We start from the raw sequence: 18,422 nt of genomic DNA, 5'->3' as shown, positions 1-18,422 counted from the left end.
CTTTGTCTGGTTTATTATTGCCTGGCTTGTTATCAGGCTAAATAACTCGGTCTCTAATTTAATTACAGGCTAAAGCCAAAGTAACTAATTAGCCAAGGGCTACTAGTTTTGCTCTTCACGCTTGAAGACTAACTCTTTCGCATTCGACTCTTCTTCAACGAAGTAGTAACCCGCGGTATCAAACTTGGTCAGTGCTTCCACTGAATCGATTTTGTTCTCAATAATGTAGCGAGCCATCATGCCACGCGCTTTCTTCGCGTAAAAGCTGATCACCTTGTACTGGCCATTCTTGCAGTCTTTAAAAACTGGCGTGATGATTTGACCATCAAGGCTCTTCGGCTTCACCGCTTTAAAGTATTCGTTCGATGCTAGGTTGATCAACACATTATCGCCTTGAGCATTCAACGCTTCATTCAGCTTGTCTGTGATGATGTTGCCCCAGAACTGGTACAAGTTAGTGCCACGCTCATTGGCTAAGCGTGTACCCATCTCTAGACGGTAAGGCTGCATCAAATCCAATGGCTTCAACAACCCATATAGGCCAGAAAGCATGCGCAGGTGATTCTGTGCGTAGTCAAAATCATCGTCCGATAATGATTCAGCATCTAAGCCTGTGTAGACGTCGCCTTTGAACGCCAAAATAGCTTGGCGAGCATTCTCTTGGGTAAAGGTCTCGCTCCATTGCTCAAAGCGCGCTACGTTCAGCCCAGCAATCTTATCGCTTACCTTCATCAGTGCTGATACATCAGCAGGTGTCAGCTTACGACACACTTCAATAAGCTCTGCAGAGTGTTCAACAAACTCTGGCTGGCTGAAGCGCTCAGTCGCTAATGGTGATTCGTAATCTAATGTCTTGGCTGGAGAAACGACAACTAACATAACTTTACCCTAATCGGTTATCTAACTGGATGCAGCTAGAGTATAGAAAAAACATCAACTTGTCTTTATGACTCTTCCTATTACTTTGATAGACAGATCTAGCTGTAAGTCGCTCACAAAGAAGAATCACTTACAAAGAAAAGGTCGCAGACAAAGTAAAAATTACTCACCAAGAAAAATCGCAGACAGATATAAATCGTAGACAAAGAAAAAGGCTAAGGTCGAAACCTTAGCCTTTCTAATGATTTTAGGATGAGTGATGAATCACTCCAACAAGATTACTTCTTCTTGTTGTTAACCCAAATACCATCTTCCAATTGAGCTTTAAGCTCTGGGAAATCATCCGCATCGAACGTGGGTACTTTACCCGCGTCTAATTGACGGTTGTAGTCTTTCGCTAGCTTAATCACGATACCCGATAGCAAGATGATCGCTACCAAGTTAACAATCGCCATTAGGCCCATCGATACGTCAGCCAATGCCCATACCGTTGGTAGTGTCGCGAGAGAACCGAACATAACCATACCCAGTACAACAATACGGAACAGCACTAGGCCCTTCTTGTTGTTGTGCTCTAGGAAGATAAGGTTCGTTTCAGCGTACGAGTAGTTTGCAATGATTGAAGTGAAAGCGAAGAAGAAAATCGCTACCGCAACAAAGATGCCGCCCCATTCGCCAACTTGTGCTGTTAGTGCACGTTGCGTTAGTTCGATACCCGTCACTTCACCGTGTGGTACATACTCACCAGACATCAGGATGATTGCTACTGTTGCTGAACAGATAACAATGGTATCCATGAACACGCCTAGCATTTGCACATAACCTTGTGATGCTGGGTGCGGTGGGTAAGGCGTAGCAGAAGCTGCTGCGTTTGGCGCAGAACCCATACCCGCTTCGTTCGAGAACAAACCACGTTTGATGCCGTTAATCATCGCTTGTGCGATTGCGTAACCTAGGCCACCCGCTGCTGCTTCTTGCAGACCGAATGCACTCTTGAAGATAAGAGCCAGAACTTCAGGCACTTTCTCAATGTTCATTAGCATCACGTAGATAGCGATAGCTAAGTACGCCAGCGCCATAACTGGAACAATGATTTCTGCAGTGCGAGCAATCTTACGGATACCACCGAAGATAACGAATGCAGAGATAATCACGATACCAACACCAACGTAGCCACGCTCAAAGTCGAATGCCGTGTTCATTGCACTTGCAATCGCGTTCGCTTGAACCGCATTGAAGACTAGACCGAATGCGATGATTAGGAAGATAGAGAATAGAACCCCCATCCAACGCATACCTAGACCTTTCTCCATGTAGTATGCAGGACCGCCACGGTAGTTACCGTCGTTATCACGTGTTTTGTATAGCTGTGCAAGTGTGCTTTCTGCAAACGATGTTGCCATACCTAGCATGGCGATTAGCCACATCCAGAAGATAGCACCAGGGCCACCAGCGGTAAGAGCAACAGCAACACCTGCCATGTTACCTGTACCTACACGAGCAGCGAGACTAGTACAAAGAGCTTGGAAAGAAGAGATACCAGCACTGTCTGCTTTACGGCTGTTTCTAAGAACAGAGAACATGTGGCCGAAATGGCGGAATTGAATGAAGCCTAGTCGTACAGTGAAGTAGATACCCACACCAACGAGTAAGTAAACTAAGATAGATCCCCAAAGGAGATCGTTCATCAAATTGATTAAGTCTGTCACGTGAACCTCGTAATTGAGTTTAAGCACTGATCTTGCTTCCGAGCCTTCCTCTAAATCGCCAATGCCAGTGTCAATGTTGTATCGGCATTCGTTTTATATTTATTTGTTGCGATCTAGATTGTAAATGTCGCTTCATGCATCCATTTTACGTATCAGTGTATTTTTTGACGGGCGGATAATGCAGTGAGATGACCTAAAAATCAATATGCAAACTAATTAATATTTAAATGACATTTCACTAATAACACACCTTTTGTTAACACAATTTTCAACAATCAGGCCTAATAAAAGTCACATTATCGGGACATAATATCAACAATGGCCAGCGCCTTGGTTTAACAAGAATGACATTCGATAAAAATAGCACCAGCCTAGGTTTTACAAGGTATAGTGAAGATCTGTGATTTTTTCTATGGCGATTAAATCCCTCTCCCTCATCATACAATACGCAGCTGTATGCATTGTCGTTAAAGTACTATTCCTTTCGCACAATGAATTAACATTAAAACACGGATAATTTAATCGTTTACGTCAGTCTGTTTGCTTGTTTTTTATACAGAAAATAAAGAGCAATGTGTGAGCATGCATAGGAAATGCAAACAAAACCTTCATAGATTTGAAACAAATGAGAAACAAATCAAGGTTATTGTAGAACCAAATATGGTATCTAATAGTCTGTAAAGACTAGCCCACGGATGGAGATATAGCTTATGGACAACTTTCAATTTGATGAAATATCAGAACTAGAATTACCACGCGCTACTACCAAGACTCGCTCAAAACCACTTAAACGAAAATGGCGAGAAATCGAGGCGATCAACGACCGTCGACAGCTTGAGAAAGAGCTCAGAGAGATGAACCTTGGACTCGATTTTAGCTTAGACGATATTAAGCTTTAATCAGAACAACAAATAAATAGAATGATAAAGGCACCTAAACGGTGCCTTTATTTTTTGTGAGAGCCAATCCATTCACTACACACATTCGCCTTCACTTTGGCGAACTCGAGCAGCTAATTGCTTATATTGGTCCGCGATGGTTTGGCCGAATACAGGGTCATCTTCAGGCAGTTGCCATTGCGATTCGACCTCTTGCCAATCTTGCACCGTAAACGCGTCCACAATCTTAGGAATAATGAACCTCTCCTCCAGTTCCATATGCTTTTTCTGAACAGAGACAAAACCCTCTAATTGTTCAATGAAAAACTGCTGAGGAACAACCGCATCTTGCAGGATCATGTCGACCAAACCTAAAAAGTCAGCCGTTTTCTCAGAAAGCAGTTGATGCTCTAATTCCAAGTCTTCAATCACTTGGTCACTGCCATACTGCTTGAGATAGTAGCGGTAGATAATGTCTTCTTTAGGGTGATGCACCTTATCTGAATGGTTCATCAAGTAATGAACCACCTCAGCGATCAAGCTATAGTTAATGTCACGCTCTTGCTTCAGGCACTCTAATTTATTTTTGAGAATCGCGAGCAAACGAGCCATATAGCCGTGCTCTCTTCTTATCCTTTCAATCATCATAGTATTGCACTCCATTACACCTACTATTTATAAGTGTATATGAAGATGGCAATTTGTGGTTTGACCCTGCTCAGAAAATCATCAATCTACAGTGTCAGTGGTAATGTCCAATCGATAGGCTGTTGATTAATAGAAGAGAGTCGCTCGTTAGTCATAGAGAAATGCTGACAACCGAAGAAACCACGGCGTGCTGATAATGGTGATGGATGAGGTGCGACCAACACATGATGTTTGTCTGCATCAATGGCTTGGCCTTTCTTCTGGGCGTGCGCGCCCCACAGTAAGAAGATGATCGGCTCAGAACGCTGATTTAGCTCAGCAATGATGGTATCGGTAAAGGTTTCCCAACCACACTTGGCATGTGAGTGTGCTTTTGCCTCTTCTACGGTTAGTACCGTATTCAACATTAACACCCCTTGAGATGCCCAAGTATCAAGGTAACCATGACTAGGGATTTCAAAGCCCTCTATATCTTGTGCAAGTTCTTTGTACATATTACGCAGAGACGGTGGGATTTTAACGCCAGGTAGCACAGAGAATGCTAAGCCATGAGCTTGGTTAGCGCCGTGATAAGGGTCTTGCCCAAGGATAACCACGCGTACAGACTCAAAGGGCGTCATATCGAAAGCACTGAACACCTGCTCTTGAGGAGGGTAAATGATTTTCCCACTATTACGTTGTTGTTCGACAAAAGCGAGAACACTCTGAAAGTAGGCTTTCTCACGTTCATCATTAATAATGGATTCCCAAGTCTTTGGTGCGCTCATCGTTTTACTTCCCCAATCATCAAGGTTTCTAGGTTTCGCCAGACAAAAAAATAGCTGTATCGGCTAACGGTCCTAAATAAGGCTCTAGTTATACCTCATACAGCTATCAATAAACATGATGTGTAGGGTTCACTTGTTGATGAATCATAATAATCAGTTCAAGTTGTGTTTATCTCGATTAACCACTTTTTTGCGGTGTACGATAATGGCCGTGACTATGCACATGACGGTTTGGTGTCGGTAAACGACTGGCGACAGCTACAGTTGAAGTTGAAGTTGAAGTTGAAGTTTGGGCTTGTGAATACATAAAGGCACCTCCTCTAAGACATCGTGAACTACATATTCACTTTAATACTATGAAAGAAAGGTGCCAATTTTTAGGAATAGCAGGAAATTAATTATTCCCTCTATTATTACGCTTCTTCGCTAACTAGCGTTGCTGAGCGATGAAACATTCTAAGTTGTTGAATTTCCTCTTTCCAGATCGTCGAATCAATGGTTTCCAAGATAAGAGGGATACCATTAAAGCGAGAATCTGAGCCAATATATTCAAAACAATCCCAGCCAATCTCACCTTTTCCTAAAGAATGGTGTCTATCAACTCGGCTTGCGAACTCAGCTTTTGAATCATTGATGTGCATTGCTCTTAGATAGTGCATGCCCACAATGCGATCGAACTCTGCAAAAGTATGCTCACACGCTTCTTTTGTTCGTAGGTCGTAACCGGCAGTAAAGGTATGGCAGGTATCTAAACACACGCCAACGCGTGACTTATCTTCTACTTGGTCGATGATCTCTGCTAGGTGCTCAAACTTCCAGCCAAGGTTCGTGCCCTGCCCTGAGGTATTCTCAATCACCGCAATCACATCAGGCACCGCTTGGTGAGCCAAGTTGATCGACTCAGCGATCTTGGCCAAACATTCGCTTTCTGAGATTTTCTTTAAATGACTCCCAGGATGAAAATTCAAAAGCGTCAGTCCAAGTTGATTACAGCGCTCCATTTCATCAATAAAAGCTGCACGCGATTTCTCTAGCTTCTCTTCTTCTGGTGCTCCTAAGTTAATAAGGTAGGAATCATGAGGAAGAATGTGCTCAGCGCTAAAACCTAACATTTTGCAGTTGGCTTTAAAGGCGCTGATGGTTTTGGCTTCTAGCGGTTTTGCTGCCCACTGTCTTTGGTTTTTAGTAAACAGCGCAAAAGCATTGGCACCGATCTCTCTTGCGCGCATTGGAGCCTGATCAACACCGCCTGCAGCAGACACATGAGCGCCAATAAACTTAATATTGGTTTGAGGTTTTGAAGATGAATTATTGTTTGTCATTAAATCACTTTACACTTTCAGAATGCTTAATAAATAAAGGGTCGTATCGTTTGTAGTTCAATAAAAACACAACAAATGTAGTAAACTTACAACAAATAAGACTGTTAAATATTTTTTATACTTTAAAATATTTTGTAATTACTTTGTTTTCAAAGGTTTTATTGATTTACCTCAATATAATTACCTTTGTAAAAATATGGTTTTTGGTTGTTTTTTGACTTAAATCAATGTTAACCTTACTAATATTAGGTATATATTACCCAGCTCAATAAAAATCGAAAGTTAACACCATAATCAAACCACATTCAGTGGACTAGGAGATAGTTATGATCCAAGGTATTCAAATTACTAAAGCAGCAAACGATGACCTACTAAACTCAATCTGGCTACTAGATAGCGAGAAGAATGAAGCTCGTTGTGTTGTTGCTACTTCAGGTTTCGAAGCTGACCAAGTTATCTCAGCTGCAGACCTAGGCGAGTACGAAAGCCGTGAAGTTGCAATCGAAGCAGCACCACGCATCGAAGGTGGTCAACACCTAAACGTTAACGTTCTTAAGCGTGAAACGCTAGAAGATGCTGTTGCTCACCCAGAGAACTACCCACAGCTAACTATCCGTGTATCGGGTTACGCTGTACGTTTCAACTCTCTAACTACTGAACAGCAACGTGACGTTATCGCACGTACGTTCACTGAGTCTCTATAATCTCAGCAAAGTAGAGCGTTAAAGATTTAAAAAGCTTGGTCAGAAATGGCCAAGCTTTTTTAGTTTTAGTGTTATCAACTTATTGTCGCTAACTTCTTATCCCTAACTATCTCACGCAAAATCAACCAAATATCTCAACTCCATATCAGCCAACTGAGAATTGACTAAGTACTACCACCAATTAAATCTGGCTATGGCGCGTTTCGTTGAGAAGGATCTTTGGTGAAGGCTTTCGCTAAAGCAGTTGGATCGACATTTTCTCTTTGCAACGCTGCCCCTTGCGCCCACCACATCAACTGATGGAAGGTGCGGTTCATGTACTCATCCCATTGTGCTTGTTCTGACTCTTGAACAACACAGCCCTCTTCATCAAACACTTCTTGTGCTTTAGGCAGATGAATCATCGCAGAAACCGGCAAACAACCTAACTCTGATAGGAAGGTTCGCATCGAAACGGATGCTCTTGCCCCGCCCCATTGACCCGCAGAGTAAGTCACAATCGCACTCGGTTTATATGAAAATAGCGAGCTGCCAAAATGGTTGAGAATATTAGCTAGTGCTGGGCTCATCGAATGATTGTATTCCGGGCTAACCATCACATAGCCGTCAGCCTTTGCGATCTTGTCGGCTAATTCTGCAAGATGTGCTGGCACCTTAGAACGATGATACGAAAACTCAGGCTTAAACACATCGCCAAAATCGTAATTCAGAGGGTCGATGATTTCGACCGTATGCTCAGAATGTTTATCCACCAGTAACTTTTCACACGCTTTGCTGACTCTCATCCCTAATCGAGCAGGCCTTGGTGGTGTGCTCTCACGTACAGAGCCAAGAAAAATCAAAAAATTCATACTACCCCTTTTATTAAACTTTGGTTCAGTCAGTTCAGTTACCGAGCTTGAGCCAGCCCCATCAAGCTGAAGAAAATACTGCATTAGAGATTACTTCTAAAAATCATTCAGGCAATAAAAAAGGTGAATGATTGCTCATTCACCTTTATCTCAACGACCTAAATTATACAGGTCTGCACTTCTAGGTTCTGTCAGATTAAGCAGGTTGAACTCGACGAAGTACCACTTTCAAAGCTTCAAAATCATTATCTAGGTCTTCAGACAACAACTCCATCACCGCGTGCTTAGCCAGCGGGCCAGGAAGTTCAATGTCAGTACCTAAGATGTCATCAACCACTTCTTTGAATTTAGCCGGGTGTGCCGTACATAAGAACAGGCCTGTCTCGTTCTCTTGCAGCTGCTCTTCCAATAGACGGTAAGCAATCGCACCATGAGGTTCACACAGGTAGCCTTGAGCTTTTAGGTCGCGTACTGATTCAGCACTCTGCTCATCAGATACTTTCCCTTTACCCAAAGTATCCAGTCCCCAACCTTTCAGTTGGCAAAGCTCTTCGATACGTGGCCAGTTGTTTGGTTGGCTAACATCCATCGCGTTCGATGTTGTCGCAACCGTTGGTTTTGGATCCCATTGGCCCGTTTCTAGGTAACGAGGAACCGTGTCATTTTCATTGGTTGCTGCTATGAAGCGTTTAACTGGTAAGCCTAGCGCTTTCGCTAATAGGCCTGCTGTTAGGTTACCAAAGTTACCACTTGGTACTGAGATAACTAGATTTTCACGTTGCTCTTTGGTTAGCTGAGAAGCCGCTTCAAAGTAGTAACAAATCTGAGCCATCAAACGGCTGATGTTGATTGAGTTTGCTGAGTTCAAGCCAATCTCTTTACGTAATTCAGCGTCGTCAAACGCGTCTTTTACGAGTGCCTGACACGCATCAAAATCGCCATCAATTGCGATAGTGTGGATGTTCTTACCTAGCGTACAGAATAGCTTTTCTTGCAGTGGGCTGATCTTACCTTTCGGGTAAAGGATCACAACATTGATGTCTTCCATGCCGTAAAAAGCATGCGCAACCGCAGCGCCAGTATCACCCGATGTAGCCGTTAAGATAGTGATTTGACCGCCATCAGAAACCGCGGCTAAAGATTGAGCCATAAAACGGCCACCGAAATCTTTAAATGCTAACGTTGGACCGTGAAACAGTTCAAGAGCGTAAACACCGTCTTTCACTTGGTTGATCGGAGCTGGGAATTGGAATGCCGCATCCACTAGTTGATCAATCTGTTCTTTTGGTAATTCATCACCAATGAGAGCAGAAAGAATCTTTGAACTACGAGGGACAAAGTCCTCTGCAAGTAGTGCATCGATGTCATCGAACTTAGGCAGCTCTGATGGGAAAAATAGACCTTGGTTACGGCCTAGACCTTGACGAACGGCTTGGCCAAAAGAGACTTGCTCATCGTTTTCTTTGATGTTGTACAGCTTCATAACTCACTTCCTGTAACGATCGAACCTTGCTTATCTAAGCGACAAACGTGGACGAATCCTTCTTCATTTTGTACGTAATTTTGTTCTAACCAGCGTGCAACACGCTCGGCGACATCTTGTTCTTTGCAAATGCTAAATAGCGTAGGGCCACTACCAGAGATTCCGGTTGCTAATGCTCCTGCTGACGTTGCATATTTGCGTGCATCAGCAAACCCTGGAAGCAGTTTCTCACGATATGGTTCAGCAATCACGTCTTTGATCATCTTAGCTGCGAGCTCTGGCTGACCAGAGTGACAAGCATGAATAAAGCCCGCTAAATGGCGACCATGGGCAATCACATCTTGACGGCGATACTGAGAAGGCAAGATCTCTCGCGCTTCAGCCGTTGAAACCTTGATGCCAGGGTAAGCCATTACCCAATACCAATCGTCAAAACATGGAACCTCTTGGCTAATAATGCCTAATTCTTCAAGCATAAGCTGCACACCGCCAAGGTAACATGGCGCAACGTTATCGTAATGTATGCCGCCTGAAATTTTACCTTCCATTTCACCCATCAGAGCAAGCAGTTCAGTTTCATTCAACGGCTGACCATGAAAACGGTTCAAGGCATCAAGCGCCGCGACAATTGAACATGCACTTGATCCTAAACCAGAGCCGATAGGCATGTTCTTTTCTAGCGTCATCTCTAGAGGCTTAACTGAGATACCTTTCTTGTCTAACTCGCGAGAGAACACAACCCAGCAGTCGTAAACAATATTTTCTTTGGTTTCAGTTGGCAGCTTAGAAACAAAGCTGCCTGCTGTTTTTAGCGAGAATGGTTCATCACCGGCTTTAACCATTACTCGGTCACCAAGCAATGTGCCATCCACTGGAGACACAGCGGCCCCCAGCACATCAAAACCTACACTGACATTGCCGATTGATGCAGGAGCATAAACGACAACATCCATATCACTTGAACTCATTCCTAAACTCCTAATTTCCAACCAAGAGTACGCATCACATCAGAGAATACGCCTGCTGCTGTAACTTCAGTACCTGCACCGTAGCCACGCAGAACGAGTGGGATTGGCTGGTAGTAACGGCTGTAGAATGCCAGAGCGTTCTCGCCATCTTTAATCTTAAACATTGGGTCATCGCCATCAACAGCTGCGATACGAACTTTACATTTACCTTCAGCGATCTCACCAACATAACGAAGTACTTTGCCTTCTTCTGCTGCGATAGCTGACTGCTCTTTGAAGTATGCATCCGCTTCTGGCAAGCGAGCCATGAACTCATCAACCGTACCTGAATCATCAAAACCCGGTGGCAATGCTTGATCAACTTCAACATCTTCAAGCTCAAGTGCCATACCTGCTTCACGAGCAAGAATAAGCAGCTTACGCGCGACATCCATACCAGACAGATCATCACGAGGATCGGGTTCAGTAAAGCCGTTATCTTTAGCAATGTTGGTTGCTTGGCTGAGTGTCATACCTTCATCAAGCTTGCCGAAGATGTAAGACAGTGAACCAGAAAGAATGCCGTTGAACTTCTCAAGCTCATCACCCGCAGAGATTAGGTTCTGTAGGTTTTCGATTACCGGTAGACCTGCGCCTACTGTTGTCTCGTACATCAACTTACGACGAGAGTTACGTGCCACTTCACGAAGCTGATGGTAGTAAGCCATGCTTGCCGTGTTGGCTTTTTTGTTTGGTGTTACAACGTGGAAACCAGCCGCTAGGAAATCTGCGTATTGTCCGGCAATACCTTCGCTAGACGTACAATCAACCAACACAGGGTTGATGATGTGGTTACGTTGAACAAGTGCCGCTAAACGCGCTAGGCTAAACTCTTCTGTCGCGCTCGACATACGATCACGCCACTGTTCTAGCGGTAGACCGTCGCTGTCTAGCAACAAACCTTTGCTGTTTGCTAGGCCACATACGCGAATCACGATGCCTTTTTCAGCCAGTTTGCCTTGTTGACGTTGGATCTGGTCAACAAGCTCACCACCGACACCGCCAACACCAACGACGAAGACGTCAAGGAAGTGCTTAGAGTTGAATAGGTTTTCGTGACACGCTTTGATTGCTTCTGAGATTTTATCTTCAGGGATAACCGCAGAGATAGCACGCTCTGAAGAGCCTTGAGCAATAGCAACAATGTTAACGTTCACTTCAGCTAAAGAAGAGAAGAACTGAGAAGCAACGCCACGTGATGTACGCATACCGTCCCCCACCAGCGTCACAATCGCAACATCATCCATGAACTCAACTGGCTCTAATAGGCCATCTTTAAGCTCAAGTTCAAACGCGTCTGACAACACTTGCTTCGCTTTCACTTTGTCAGCCGATTCAATACAGAAGCTGATGCTGTATTCTGAAGAAGATTGAGTAATAAGGACAATAGAAACGCCTGCAGAAGACATCGCGCCGAATACACGACTCGCCATGCCTACCATGCCCTTCATGCCCGGGCCTGATACGTTAACCATGGTTAGGTCACTTAGCGTAGTGATGCCTTTGATCGCTAGGTTATCTTCGCCAGTGTCTTGGCCAATCAAAGTACCTGCACCCTGTGGGTTGAAGCTGTTTTTGATTAGGCAAGGAATATGGAATTGTGCGATAGGTGCGATTGTTTTCGGGTGTAGAACTGAAGCACCGAAGTAAGAAAGCTCCATCGCTTCTTGGTAGCTAAGTGATTTAAGCAGACGGGCATCATCCACTAAGCGTGGGTCACAGTTGTAAACACCATCGACGTCAGTCCAGATTTCACAACAGTCAGCACGCAGACACGCTGCCAATACAGCCGCAGAATAGTCTGAACCATTACGACCTAGTGTGACTAGCTCGCCTTTTTCATTACCCGCTGTAAAACCAGGCATGATGTTAACGTGGCCTTGTGGAAGTGGCGATTGACGGAAGTTCTGTGTAGAAATGTCCACATCAACCATCGCTTCAAGGTGGTCACCTTTAGCATAGAGGTATTCCACAGGGTCAATCAGGCTTGCTGGCTGACCTTTCGCTTCTAATACCGCTTTCATTAACTGAATCGAGATTCGCTCGCCTTTACTGATGATGCGAGCATTAACATGGTTCGGGCACATGCCCAGTAAGTTAATACCATTCACGAACTGCTTAAGTTGAGCAAGAGAGGTATCGACCTGCTCTTGAAACGCAGCGCCATCAACTGAAGGCAATACCGCTTGAATCTCTGTAAACAATGCAGCAAATGATGATTCGATCTCGGAAATCTGTACGTCTGCTTCACCATTTTTTAGTGCTGCTTCAATAACAGCAACCAGCTTATTCGTTGTTTTTCCTGGAGCCGATAGTACAACGGCTAGCTCTTCTTGCTGGGCATTATTAGCGATGATATCTGCTGCTCGTAAAAAACGATCTGCATCAGCTAATGATGAACCTCCAAACTTTAAAACGCGCATCCCTTTCTCCATAAGTCATAAAAATGGTACAAAAAAAGGCCTGTATCTTGTTGGATACAGGCCTTTTTTTTAAAATCCGTTACTTAGCAGCCTGCCCCAACAATGTTAATGTCGGTAATAATAATGGTGGTGGTCATTACTAGGTGGCTTACGTGCTGCATATCAAATTCTCTGCTTGTGCTTTACTCTACGTGTATCAATTTTTACCACTAGACGTCAATGAAAAGTTGCGTTTTTTTTACATTCACACCGTTTTTCAGAGCAAACCGTCATTTAAGGGATAAAACGCCCTGCATCAGCCTGCCATTCAGAGACTGGATTAACTCACCAAACAAGCAAGGGTGAGCAGTTGCATATATAGTCATAACAAAATGCTATATCGATAGTGCAGCGAACGTACAAATTCTGTGCTTTAATTGAACGATAACGTTCGAAGAACAATAATAATGACATCAGGGGTGGGAAGTGAAGAGATTACTTATTCTTTTAGTTTTTGCTGTGCCTGCTGTTTGTTCTGCGGATGACTTACCTATATTAAGCGGTTTACCTCTGCTCCCAAGCCAGATAGATAGCTCTTCTCATAAGTTTTTTATCTCAACCCAAAACGCCTCTAGTGAAAGCTTCGATACGTGGAAAGTAGACAGCGGCTATTCCTACAGTCTATTTGCTGATGTCGACCTTTATGTAGGGGCACGTATTAACAGTGATTCTCTCAAATACGAAAGTGGTTTCTTGAGTGGGGTGAGCTATCAATTCTCTGAACGCATCTCTTTCAACAGCTCTCTGCATACATATAAAGACGAGACAGAAGATAACGATAAGTCAGTGGCTGCCGAAGTATCGAGCCGTGTCCAGCTAACAGACAATTTAGATATGCATGCCACCCTTGATTATGAAGAGTGGCAACGCGGTGTTGAAGTGGGATTGGGCTTTCGCTTTTAATCCAGCAATTAGGATTCCATCAATAACTCAGTTGAGATTAAGACACCGTTCCAGTCAGCATAAATATAATCACCCTGTTGAATCAGTTGATTATGTACCGTGAGCGTGACATTAACCTGCCCAACACCGTGCTTCTCAGTTTTAAATGGAGAGGCTCCGAGAGCTTGAATACCAAGATCCATCTGCGCCATCATCGCCACATCTCGAACCGCACCATTCACAATGACGCCTTCCCAACCATTTTCTATGGCCAGAATCGCCAATTGATCGCCAAGTAACGCTTTTTGACACGAGCCATTACCGTCTACGACAAGTACTTTGCCGCAGCCATCGGTCTCTAAAACCTCACGAACCTTGGAATTATCGTGATAACAACGAACTGTTACAATTTTTCCCCAGAACGCACCACGTTGGCCGAAGTTCTGTAATGGCATGTTCAGTAAGGTGACTTTGCTTTCAAACTCGTCACACAAATCAGGTGTTATATCGTGCATATATCCTCCGTGAGTAAGGCGTTGCCGTCTAATGCGGGTGTGCCTCTATGCTTTTATATGTTGTTAGAATTAATCCTTTGTTTTCATTGTTCTATGCTCAATTTAATACTGAATTAAAGTTGATTGCGCATATTTATCTACTAGACTCTAAGGACAGCTTTCAGCTTCCTTGGTTCAAAATCTGGTCTTTAGCAAGCGAGATGTGAGAACTATCTCGAATAATCATTCTAGTTTTGCTGCTAAATAATCACCATAACATTGGTTAAGTTGTAGCCATACTATTAAAGTTTGTTGCGATACGGCAATTGATGTAAATCAACAAAGTGAATGGAATTAACATTCTCGCGTTGTTAGCATGCTGTTAACATTATAGAATCCACTGCAATCACTAACAGAATGATTGAAAGGCGTACTGGATCTACGTTATTGGGCAATACTTCAAGGAAGGCAGATAGCTGGAAGTAAGTGTTTTTTTGAAAACTTTAAGTTATCATCAAAATTACATTACCTGTATGTTATGTTTTTGCCTAGAATTTATTCTATTAGCACAGTTTCGTCACAAATTTAGGTACCGCCAAATGCAAACCCCGCAGATTCTTATCGTTGAAGATGAGCAAGTAACTCGTAACACTCTAAAGAGTATTTTTGAAGCAGAGGGATATGCTGTTTTTGAGGCTAGCGACGGTGAAGAGATGCACCAAGTGCTATCTGACAACCAAGTTAACCTTGTAATTATGGACATCAACCTTCCTGGTAAGAATGGCCTACTACTTGCGCGTGAACTGCGTGAGCAAGCAAATGTAGCGCTTATGTTCTTAACGGGTCGTGATAATGAAGTTGATAAGATCCTTGGCCTAGAGATCGGCGCTGATGACTACATCACTAAGCCTTTCAACCCTCGTGAACTGACTATTCGTGCACGTAACCTTCTTAACCGTTCAATGAGCACAAGCTCTGTTCAAGAAGAAAAACGTAGCGTTGAGAAGTACGAGTTCAACGGTTGGGTACTAGACATCAACAGTCGTTCTCTGGTTAGCCCAGATGGCGAAGGCTACAAGCTACCTCGTTCAGAGTTCCGTGCTCTACTTCACTTCTGTGAGAACCCAGGTAAGATCCAAACACGTGCTGACCTTCTTAAGAAGATGACTGGCCGTGAGCTTAAGCCACACGATCGTACTGTAGACGTAACAATTCGTCGTATTCGTAAGCACTTTGAATCAGTTTCTGGTACGCCAGAAATCATCGCAACGATTCACGGTGAAGGCTACCGCTTTTGTGGTGACCTAGAAGACTAATTCGATTCGCGTTTCTAGTGGTTTAGCACTTGGTGTTTTTAACAGTAGAAGCGCAATCAATAGTTATTAAAAAGGGAGAATGCCAACGCATTCTCCCTTTTTTATTGTTCATTGTTCGCTAAGGTTTTAGTAAACCGTATCAACCTTAACGTCTTTCTCGACTAACCACTTCACGGTTTCGCCATCTTTCAGTTCAACCGCAACATCAACAGGCTTGTCACTGTCGATCTCTAGCTGCCATACAAAAGCGACTTCCCACTGAGTTTCACTGTGTGTTCTTAAATCAAGATCGTCAGCTGTCACCAACAGAGTATCTGCACCCTGCTTGACCGTAACACTCTCAACCGCAAGTGTTGCTGGCAGTTCTGAAGTCGATTCTAGGTAAATGGCACCATGCAGAGTCTTATCTTGAGTCTCTCCAATCGTTGGCATCTTGTTCAGCCAAAGGTTGCTTTTCATTGTGACTGTCGCTGCAGATACTTCTACTTGGTTACCTTGCTGCCATTCTACTTGTGGTGCAGAACAACCCGCTAATGCCACAACGCATGCGGCGAATGCTAATTTTTTCATTATTCTTCTACCTTTGATTTAACCAACTCTTTAAGACTTCAATGTCATTCTGGTATTCGTTATTAATTTCATCGACCCAATCTGAAATATTCTCCCACCAAGCAGGCATATCTGGTGATTGAGCTTTCTGAGCAACTTGCTGGATACGTTTCAAGCCAATTGAACCTGCGGCACCTTTGATCTTGTGCGCTTCAGAAACGATGCTCGCTTGATCTTTTGCGACCATGTTGGAGTTCAATATTTCCATATACTCCGGCATCATATCTTCAAACATCACGATGCTATCCAAAACCGGTTTCGGCCCAACAATGTCAACATAAGACTCTAGCATATCAATATCAAGCAAAGTGGTGTCAATCGAAGAAACAACCGGTTTAATAACCTCTACTTTTTCTATCACTTCAGGTTTGTTCTCAATAAATTTGGATATCACGTCTTGGATGGCTTTCACCGACAGCGGTTTGCTGATCGCTTCATCCATTCCTTTTTGTAGATACTCTTGTTTATTGTTTAAAACATTGGCCGTTAAGGCGACTAAAGGAGGCAGCTTGCTGTATTTCTCTCGATAGTACTGAGCAATATCGAAACCTGTCATATCTGGTAGTTGGATATCCAACAACACCAAATCATAGTCTTCAGGGTGGAAAACGATTTGTGCCTCTTGCCCTGTCATCACCACCGTGACTTCATGGCCTAAGCTTTCAAGCAGAGAGCGAGCAACCGTAATGTTGAGTTCAATATCTTCGACCATGAAGATCTTAAGGTTCGACTGCTTTCTTGGTGTCTTAATCAGAGCCTGAGTATCGTGATTGACTGGAACTCGAATAGAAACCGTAAAGGTACTGCCGAAGCCCTCTTCACTGGTAACGTCAATATCGCCGTCCATCATATTGATCAGCTGCTTCGATACCGCAAGACCAATACCCGTGCCCACCGCATGCAGATTGTCAGAGCCAGACTTCACCTGATAGTACATCGCGAAAATTTTATCGACTTCGCTTTCAGGTATACCGATTCCCGTATCTTCGACTTCCATAGTGATGTCGGCAAAGTCACCATCGATATCAGCACTGACCGTCATCACTACACCACCATCTTTGGTGAACTTCATGGCATTGCTGACCAAGTTCCACAGCACTTGTCTTAGGCGTGTGCCATCAACTTTAACTGAGGTGGGCAAGTCAGATAATCTTTCAAGATCGAATCGTAAGCCTTTTTGTTCTGCCATCAGAGCGGAGATACTCTCCATCTCGGCAACGAAGTCTTCGAAGTTGATCGGAGTTGGGAGCAACTCTAGCTTACGGCGATCAAACTTATCCATATCGATAATATCGTTAAAGATATTACCCAGCGTCACCGCACTCACCTTAATGGTTTGCATGTGTTTACGCTGTTCAGTGGTCAACTGGCTGTCCAACAACATACGGCTCAAGCCGATGATGCCATTGAGTGGTGTTCTTAGTTCATGACTAATCGTTGAGATAAAAGTGGTCTTGTCGCGACTGGCTTTCTCTAGTGATTCTTGGTGCTCTTTACGTTCCGTAATATCACGACCAAAACCCACTAAGCCCAGATGGCGGCCATCTTTACTGTAGAAAGGCACTTTACGTAGCTCGAAGTAGCTCTTACGACCATCAGGGTATTCCAACCATTGGTCATAGGTCAGAGCTTGATTATCGGCAAAAACTTTCTTATCGGTTTCAATAACCTGTTGAGCGATCTCTTTGCTATAGACATCCCAAGGCGTTAAACCCACCAAGTCTTTCTCAGTTTTCCCCGTCAACTCTTCAACCGCACGGTTACAACCGGAGAAAACACCATCTTCATTACGATAATAAATCAGGTCGGGAGAAGCATCGATAAATGAGCGCAGCAGTGCGGTACGTTCAGCCAATTCAAGCTGAGTACGTTCACGTTGAAACACCTCGTTCTCAAGGTCGTGCATCGCTTCGGCACGTGCTTCTTCTGCTTTTTCGCGCTCTTCAATTTCTTGATTCAGCTTTTCAATATTAAGCTGGAGCTTGTTGTTGAGTTCTTGGTCACGCTCACGCATGTCGCCAAGTTTAGAAACTAACTTAGCCAACCTTTGACGAGATTCTTCAAGTTGGTCAACAACCACAGAAAGGAAATACACCGCCCAAGGGGTAATCACCAGGCCAAAGAAAACGGAACGGACAATGTCGATATCATCAACATTACCTTTGAGTGCTAGGGTGATCCCAACTTGCACTACAACAGCGAGGGCAACAAGCGCTAGGGCGAGTAAGATAGAAAAGCGGACAATCCCCAGTTTTACGAGTAGATCGACGTAATACTGGGCAAGATTTTTCATGGGTTTCATTTAGCGCTCCATGCGATAAGACTAGCAACATTCTACCCTGTTTGGTGATAGGAGGTAAGCTAGCTACATCACATGCAGCAAGAGAGTCGTAGCAATATTGCCGTTAACC

General features: G+C 43.8%; 18 protein-coding genes and 1 other annotated feature. Of the genes, 5 read left to right on the top strand and 13 right to left on the bottom strand.

The window, feature by feature from the left end:
* Positions 1–102 precede the first annotated feature (102 nt).
* Both yaaA and BCT49_RS07235 read right to left on the bottom strand, forming a co-directional pair.
* Positions 103–879, bottom strand: a complete 777-nt coding sequence (gene yaaA, locus BCT49_RS07240; RefSeq protein ID WP_102340290.1) for a peroxide stress protein YaaA — start codon at positions 877–879, stop codon at positions 103–105.
* A gap of 278 nt (positions 880–1,157) precedes the next feature.
* Positions 1,158–2,588, bottom strand: coding sequence for an alanine/glycine:cation symporter family protein (locus BCT49_RS07235; RefSeq protein ID WP_102434724.1), 1,431 nt, complete (start codon positions 2,586–2,588; stop codon positions 1,158–1,160).
* Positions 2,589–3,298: 710 nt separating this feature from the next.
* Between BCT49_RS07235 and BCT49_RS07230 the strand changes: the two genes are divergently transcribed.
* Positions 3,299–3,487: a DUF3545 family protein gene (locus tag BCT49_RS07230; protein ID WP_102434690.1), complete on the top strand. Its 189-nt coding sequence runs from the start codon at positions 3,299–3,301 to the stop codon at positions 3,485–3,487.
* A gap of 75 nt (positions 3,488–3,562) precedes the next feature.
* Here the strand turns inward: BCT49_RS07230 and BCT49_RS07225 are convergent, their stop codons facing one another.
* The 4 genes from BCT49_RS07225 to nfo form a co-directional block, all read right to left on the bottom strand.
* Complete coding sequence (locus tag BCT49_RS07225) at positions 3,563–4,114, bottom strand: hemerythrin domain-containing protein (protein WP_102434689.1); 552 nt, start codon at positions 4,112–4,114, stop codon at positions 3,563–3,565.
* Positions 4,115–4,200: 86 nt separating this feature from the next.
* Positions 4,201–4,881: a uracil-DNA glycosylase gene (gene ung, locus BCT49_RS07220; protein WP_102434688.1), complete on the bottom strand. Its 681-nt coding sequence runs from the start codon at positions 4,879–4,881 to the stop codon at positions 4,201–4,203.
* Between the two features lie 178 nt (positions 4,882–5,059).
* The gene (locus tag BCT49_RS26270; RefSeq protein WP_277869410.1) at positions 5,060–5,188 is read right to left on the bottom strand and encodes a hypothetical protein; all 129 of its coding nucleotides are present in this window, start codon (positions 5,186–5,188) and stop codon (positions 5,060–5,062) included.
* 106 nt (positions 5,189–5,294) lie between these two features.
* Complete coding sequence (nfo, locus tag BCT49_RS07215; protein ID WP_102434687.1) at positions 5,295–6,203, bottom strand: deoxyribonuclease IV; 909 nt, start codon at positions 6,201–6,203, stop codon at positions 5,295–5,297.
* Positions 6,204–6,529: 326 nt separating this feature from the next.
* Here nfo and grcA point away from each other — a divergent pair, with 326 nt between their 5' ends.
* A complete protein-coding gene (gene grcA / locus BCT49_RS07210; RefSeq protein ID WP_009848415.1) occupies positions 6,530–6,907 on the top strand; it encodes an autonomous glycyl radical cofactor GrcA in 378 nt (125 codons plus the stop codon).
* Between the two features lie 191 nt (positions 6,908–7,098).
* Here the strand turns inward: grcA and BCT49_RS07205 are convergent, their stop codons facing one another.
* The 4 genes from BCT49_RS07205 to thrA form a co-directional block, all read right to left on the bottom strand.
* A complete protein-coding gene (locus BCT49_RS07205) occupies positions 7,099–7,758 on the bottom strand; it encodes an NADPH-dependent FMN reductase (protein WP_102434723.1) in 660 nt (219 codons plus the stop codon).
* 196 nt (positions 7,759–7,954) lie between these two features.
* A complete protein-coding gene (gene thrC / locus BCT49_RS07200; protein WP_102434686.1) occupies positions 7,955–9,241 on the bottom strand; it encodes a threonine synthase in 1,287 nt (428 codons plus the stop codon).
* Entirely contained in the window at positions 9,238–10,194 is a 957-nt protein-coding gene (gene thrB / locus BCT49_RS07195; RefSeq protein ID WP_065105663.1) for a homoserine kinase, read from the bottom strand. Before thrB ends, thrC begins: the two co-directional genes overlap by 4 nt.
* Before the next feature lie 17 nt (positions 10,195–10,211).
* Positions 10,212–12,671, bottom strand: a complete 2,460-nt coding sequence (thrA, locus tag BCT49_RS07190) for a bifunctional aspartate kinase/homoserine dehydrogenase I (protein ID WP_102434685.1) — start codon at positions 12,669–12,671, stop codon at positions 10,212–10,214.
* 29 nt (positions 12,672–12,700) lie between these two features.
* Positions 12,701–12,819 (bottom strand) — a sequence feature (Thr leader region).
* Positions 12,820–13,136: 317 nt separating this feature from the next.
* Between thrA and BCT49_RS07185 the strand changes: the two genes are divergently transcribed.
* Positions 13,137–13,613, top strand: a complete 477-nt coding sequence (locus BCT49_RS07185; RefSeq protein ID WP_017084785.1) for a hypothetical protein — start codon at positions 13,137–13,139, stop codon at positions 13,611–13,613.
* An 8-nt stretch (positions 13,614–13,621) separates the two neighbouring features.
* Here the strand turns inward: BCT49_RS07185 and BCT49_RS07180 are convergent, their stop codons facing one another.
* Positions 13,622–14,107, bottom strand: coding sequence for a putative 4-hydroxy-4-methyl-2-oxoglutarate aldolase (locus BCT49_RS07180; RefSeq protein WP_102434684.1), 486 nt, complete (start codon positions 14,105–14,107; stop codon positions 13,622–13,624).
* 47 nt (positions 14,108–14,154) lie between these two features.
* On the opposite strand from BCT49_RS07180, the gene BCT49_RS26120 reads away from it, so the two are divergent.
* A complete protein-coding gene (locus tag BCT49_RS26120) occupies positions 14,155–14,313 on the top strand; it encodes a ribonuclease activity regulator protein RraA (protein ID WP_102434683.1) in 159 nt (52 codons plus the stop codon).
* A gap of 372 nt (positions 14,314–14,685) precedes the next feature.
* Positions 14,686–15,402 carry a two-component system response regulator ArcA gene (gene arcA / locus BCT49_RS07170; RefSeq protein WP_004741534.1) on the top strand — a complete coding sequence of 239 codons (717 nt, stop codon included), beginning with the start codon at positions 14,686–14,688 and terminating at the stop codon, positions 15,400–15,402.
* Between the two features lie 126 nt (positions 15,403–15,528).
* On the opposite strand, the gene BCT49_RS07165 is transcribed toward arcA, so the two are convergent.
* Both BCT49_RS07165 and arcB read right to left on the bottom strand, forming a co-directional pair.
* Positions 15,529–15,972: a hypothetical protein gene (locus BCT49_RS07165; protein WP_102434682.1), complete on the bottom strand. Its 444-nt coding sequence runs from the start codon at positions 15,970–15,972 to the stop codon at positions 15,529–15,531.
* Between the two features lie 7 nt (positions 15,973–15,979).
* Complete coding sequence (gene arcB / locus BCT49_RS07160; protein ID WP_102434681.1) at positions 15,980–18,313, bottom strand: aerobic respiration two-component sensor histidine kinase ArcB; 2,334 nt, start codon at positions 18,311–18,313, stop codon at positions 15,980–15,982.
* Positions 18,314–18,422: the final 109 nt, after the last annotated feature.

It is taken from the genome of Vibrio lentus, assembly GCF_002875945.1.
In the GTDB taxonomy this organism is placed as follows: domain Bacteria; phylum Pseudomonadota; class Gammaproteobacteria; order Enterobacterales; family Vibrionaceae; genus Vibrio; species Vibrio apostichopi.
This window is presented reverse-complemented; position numbering and strand designations above follow the sequence as displayed.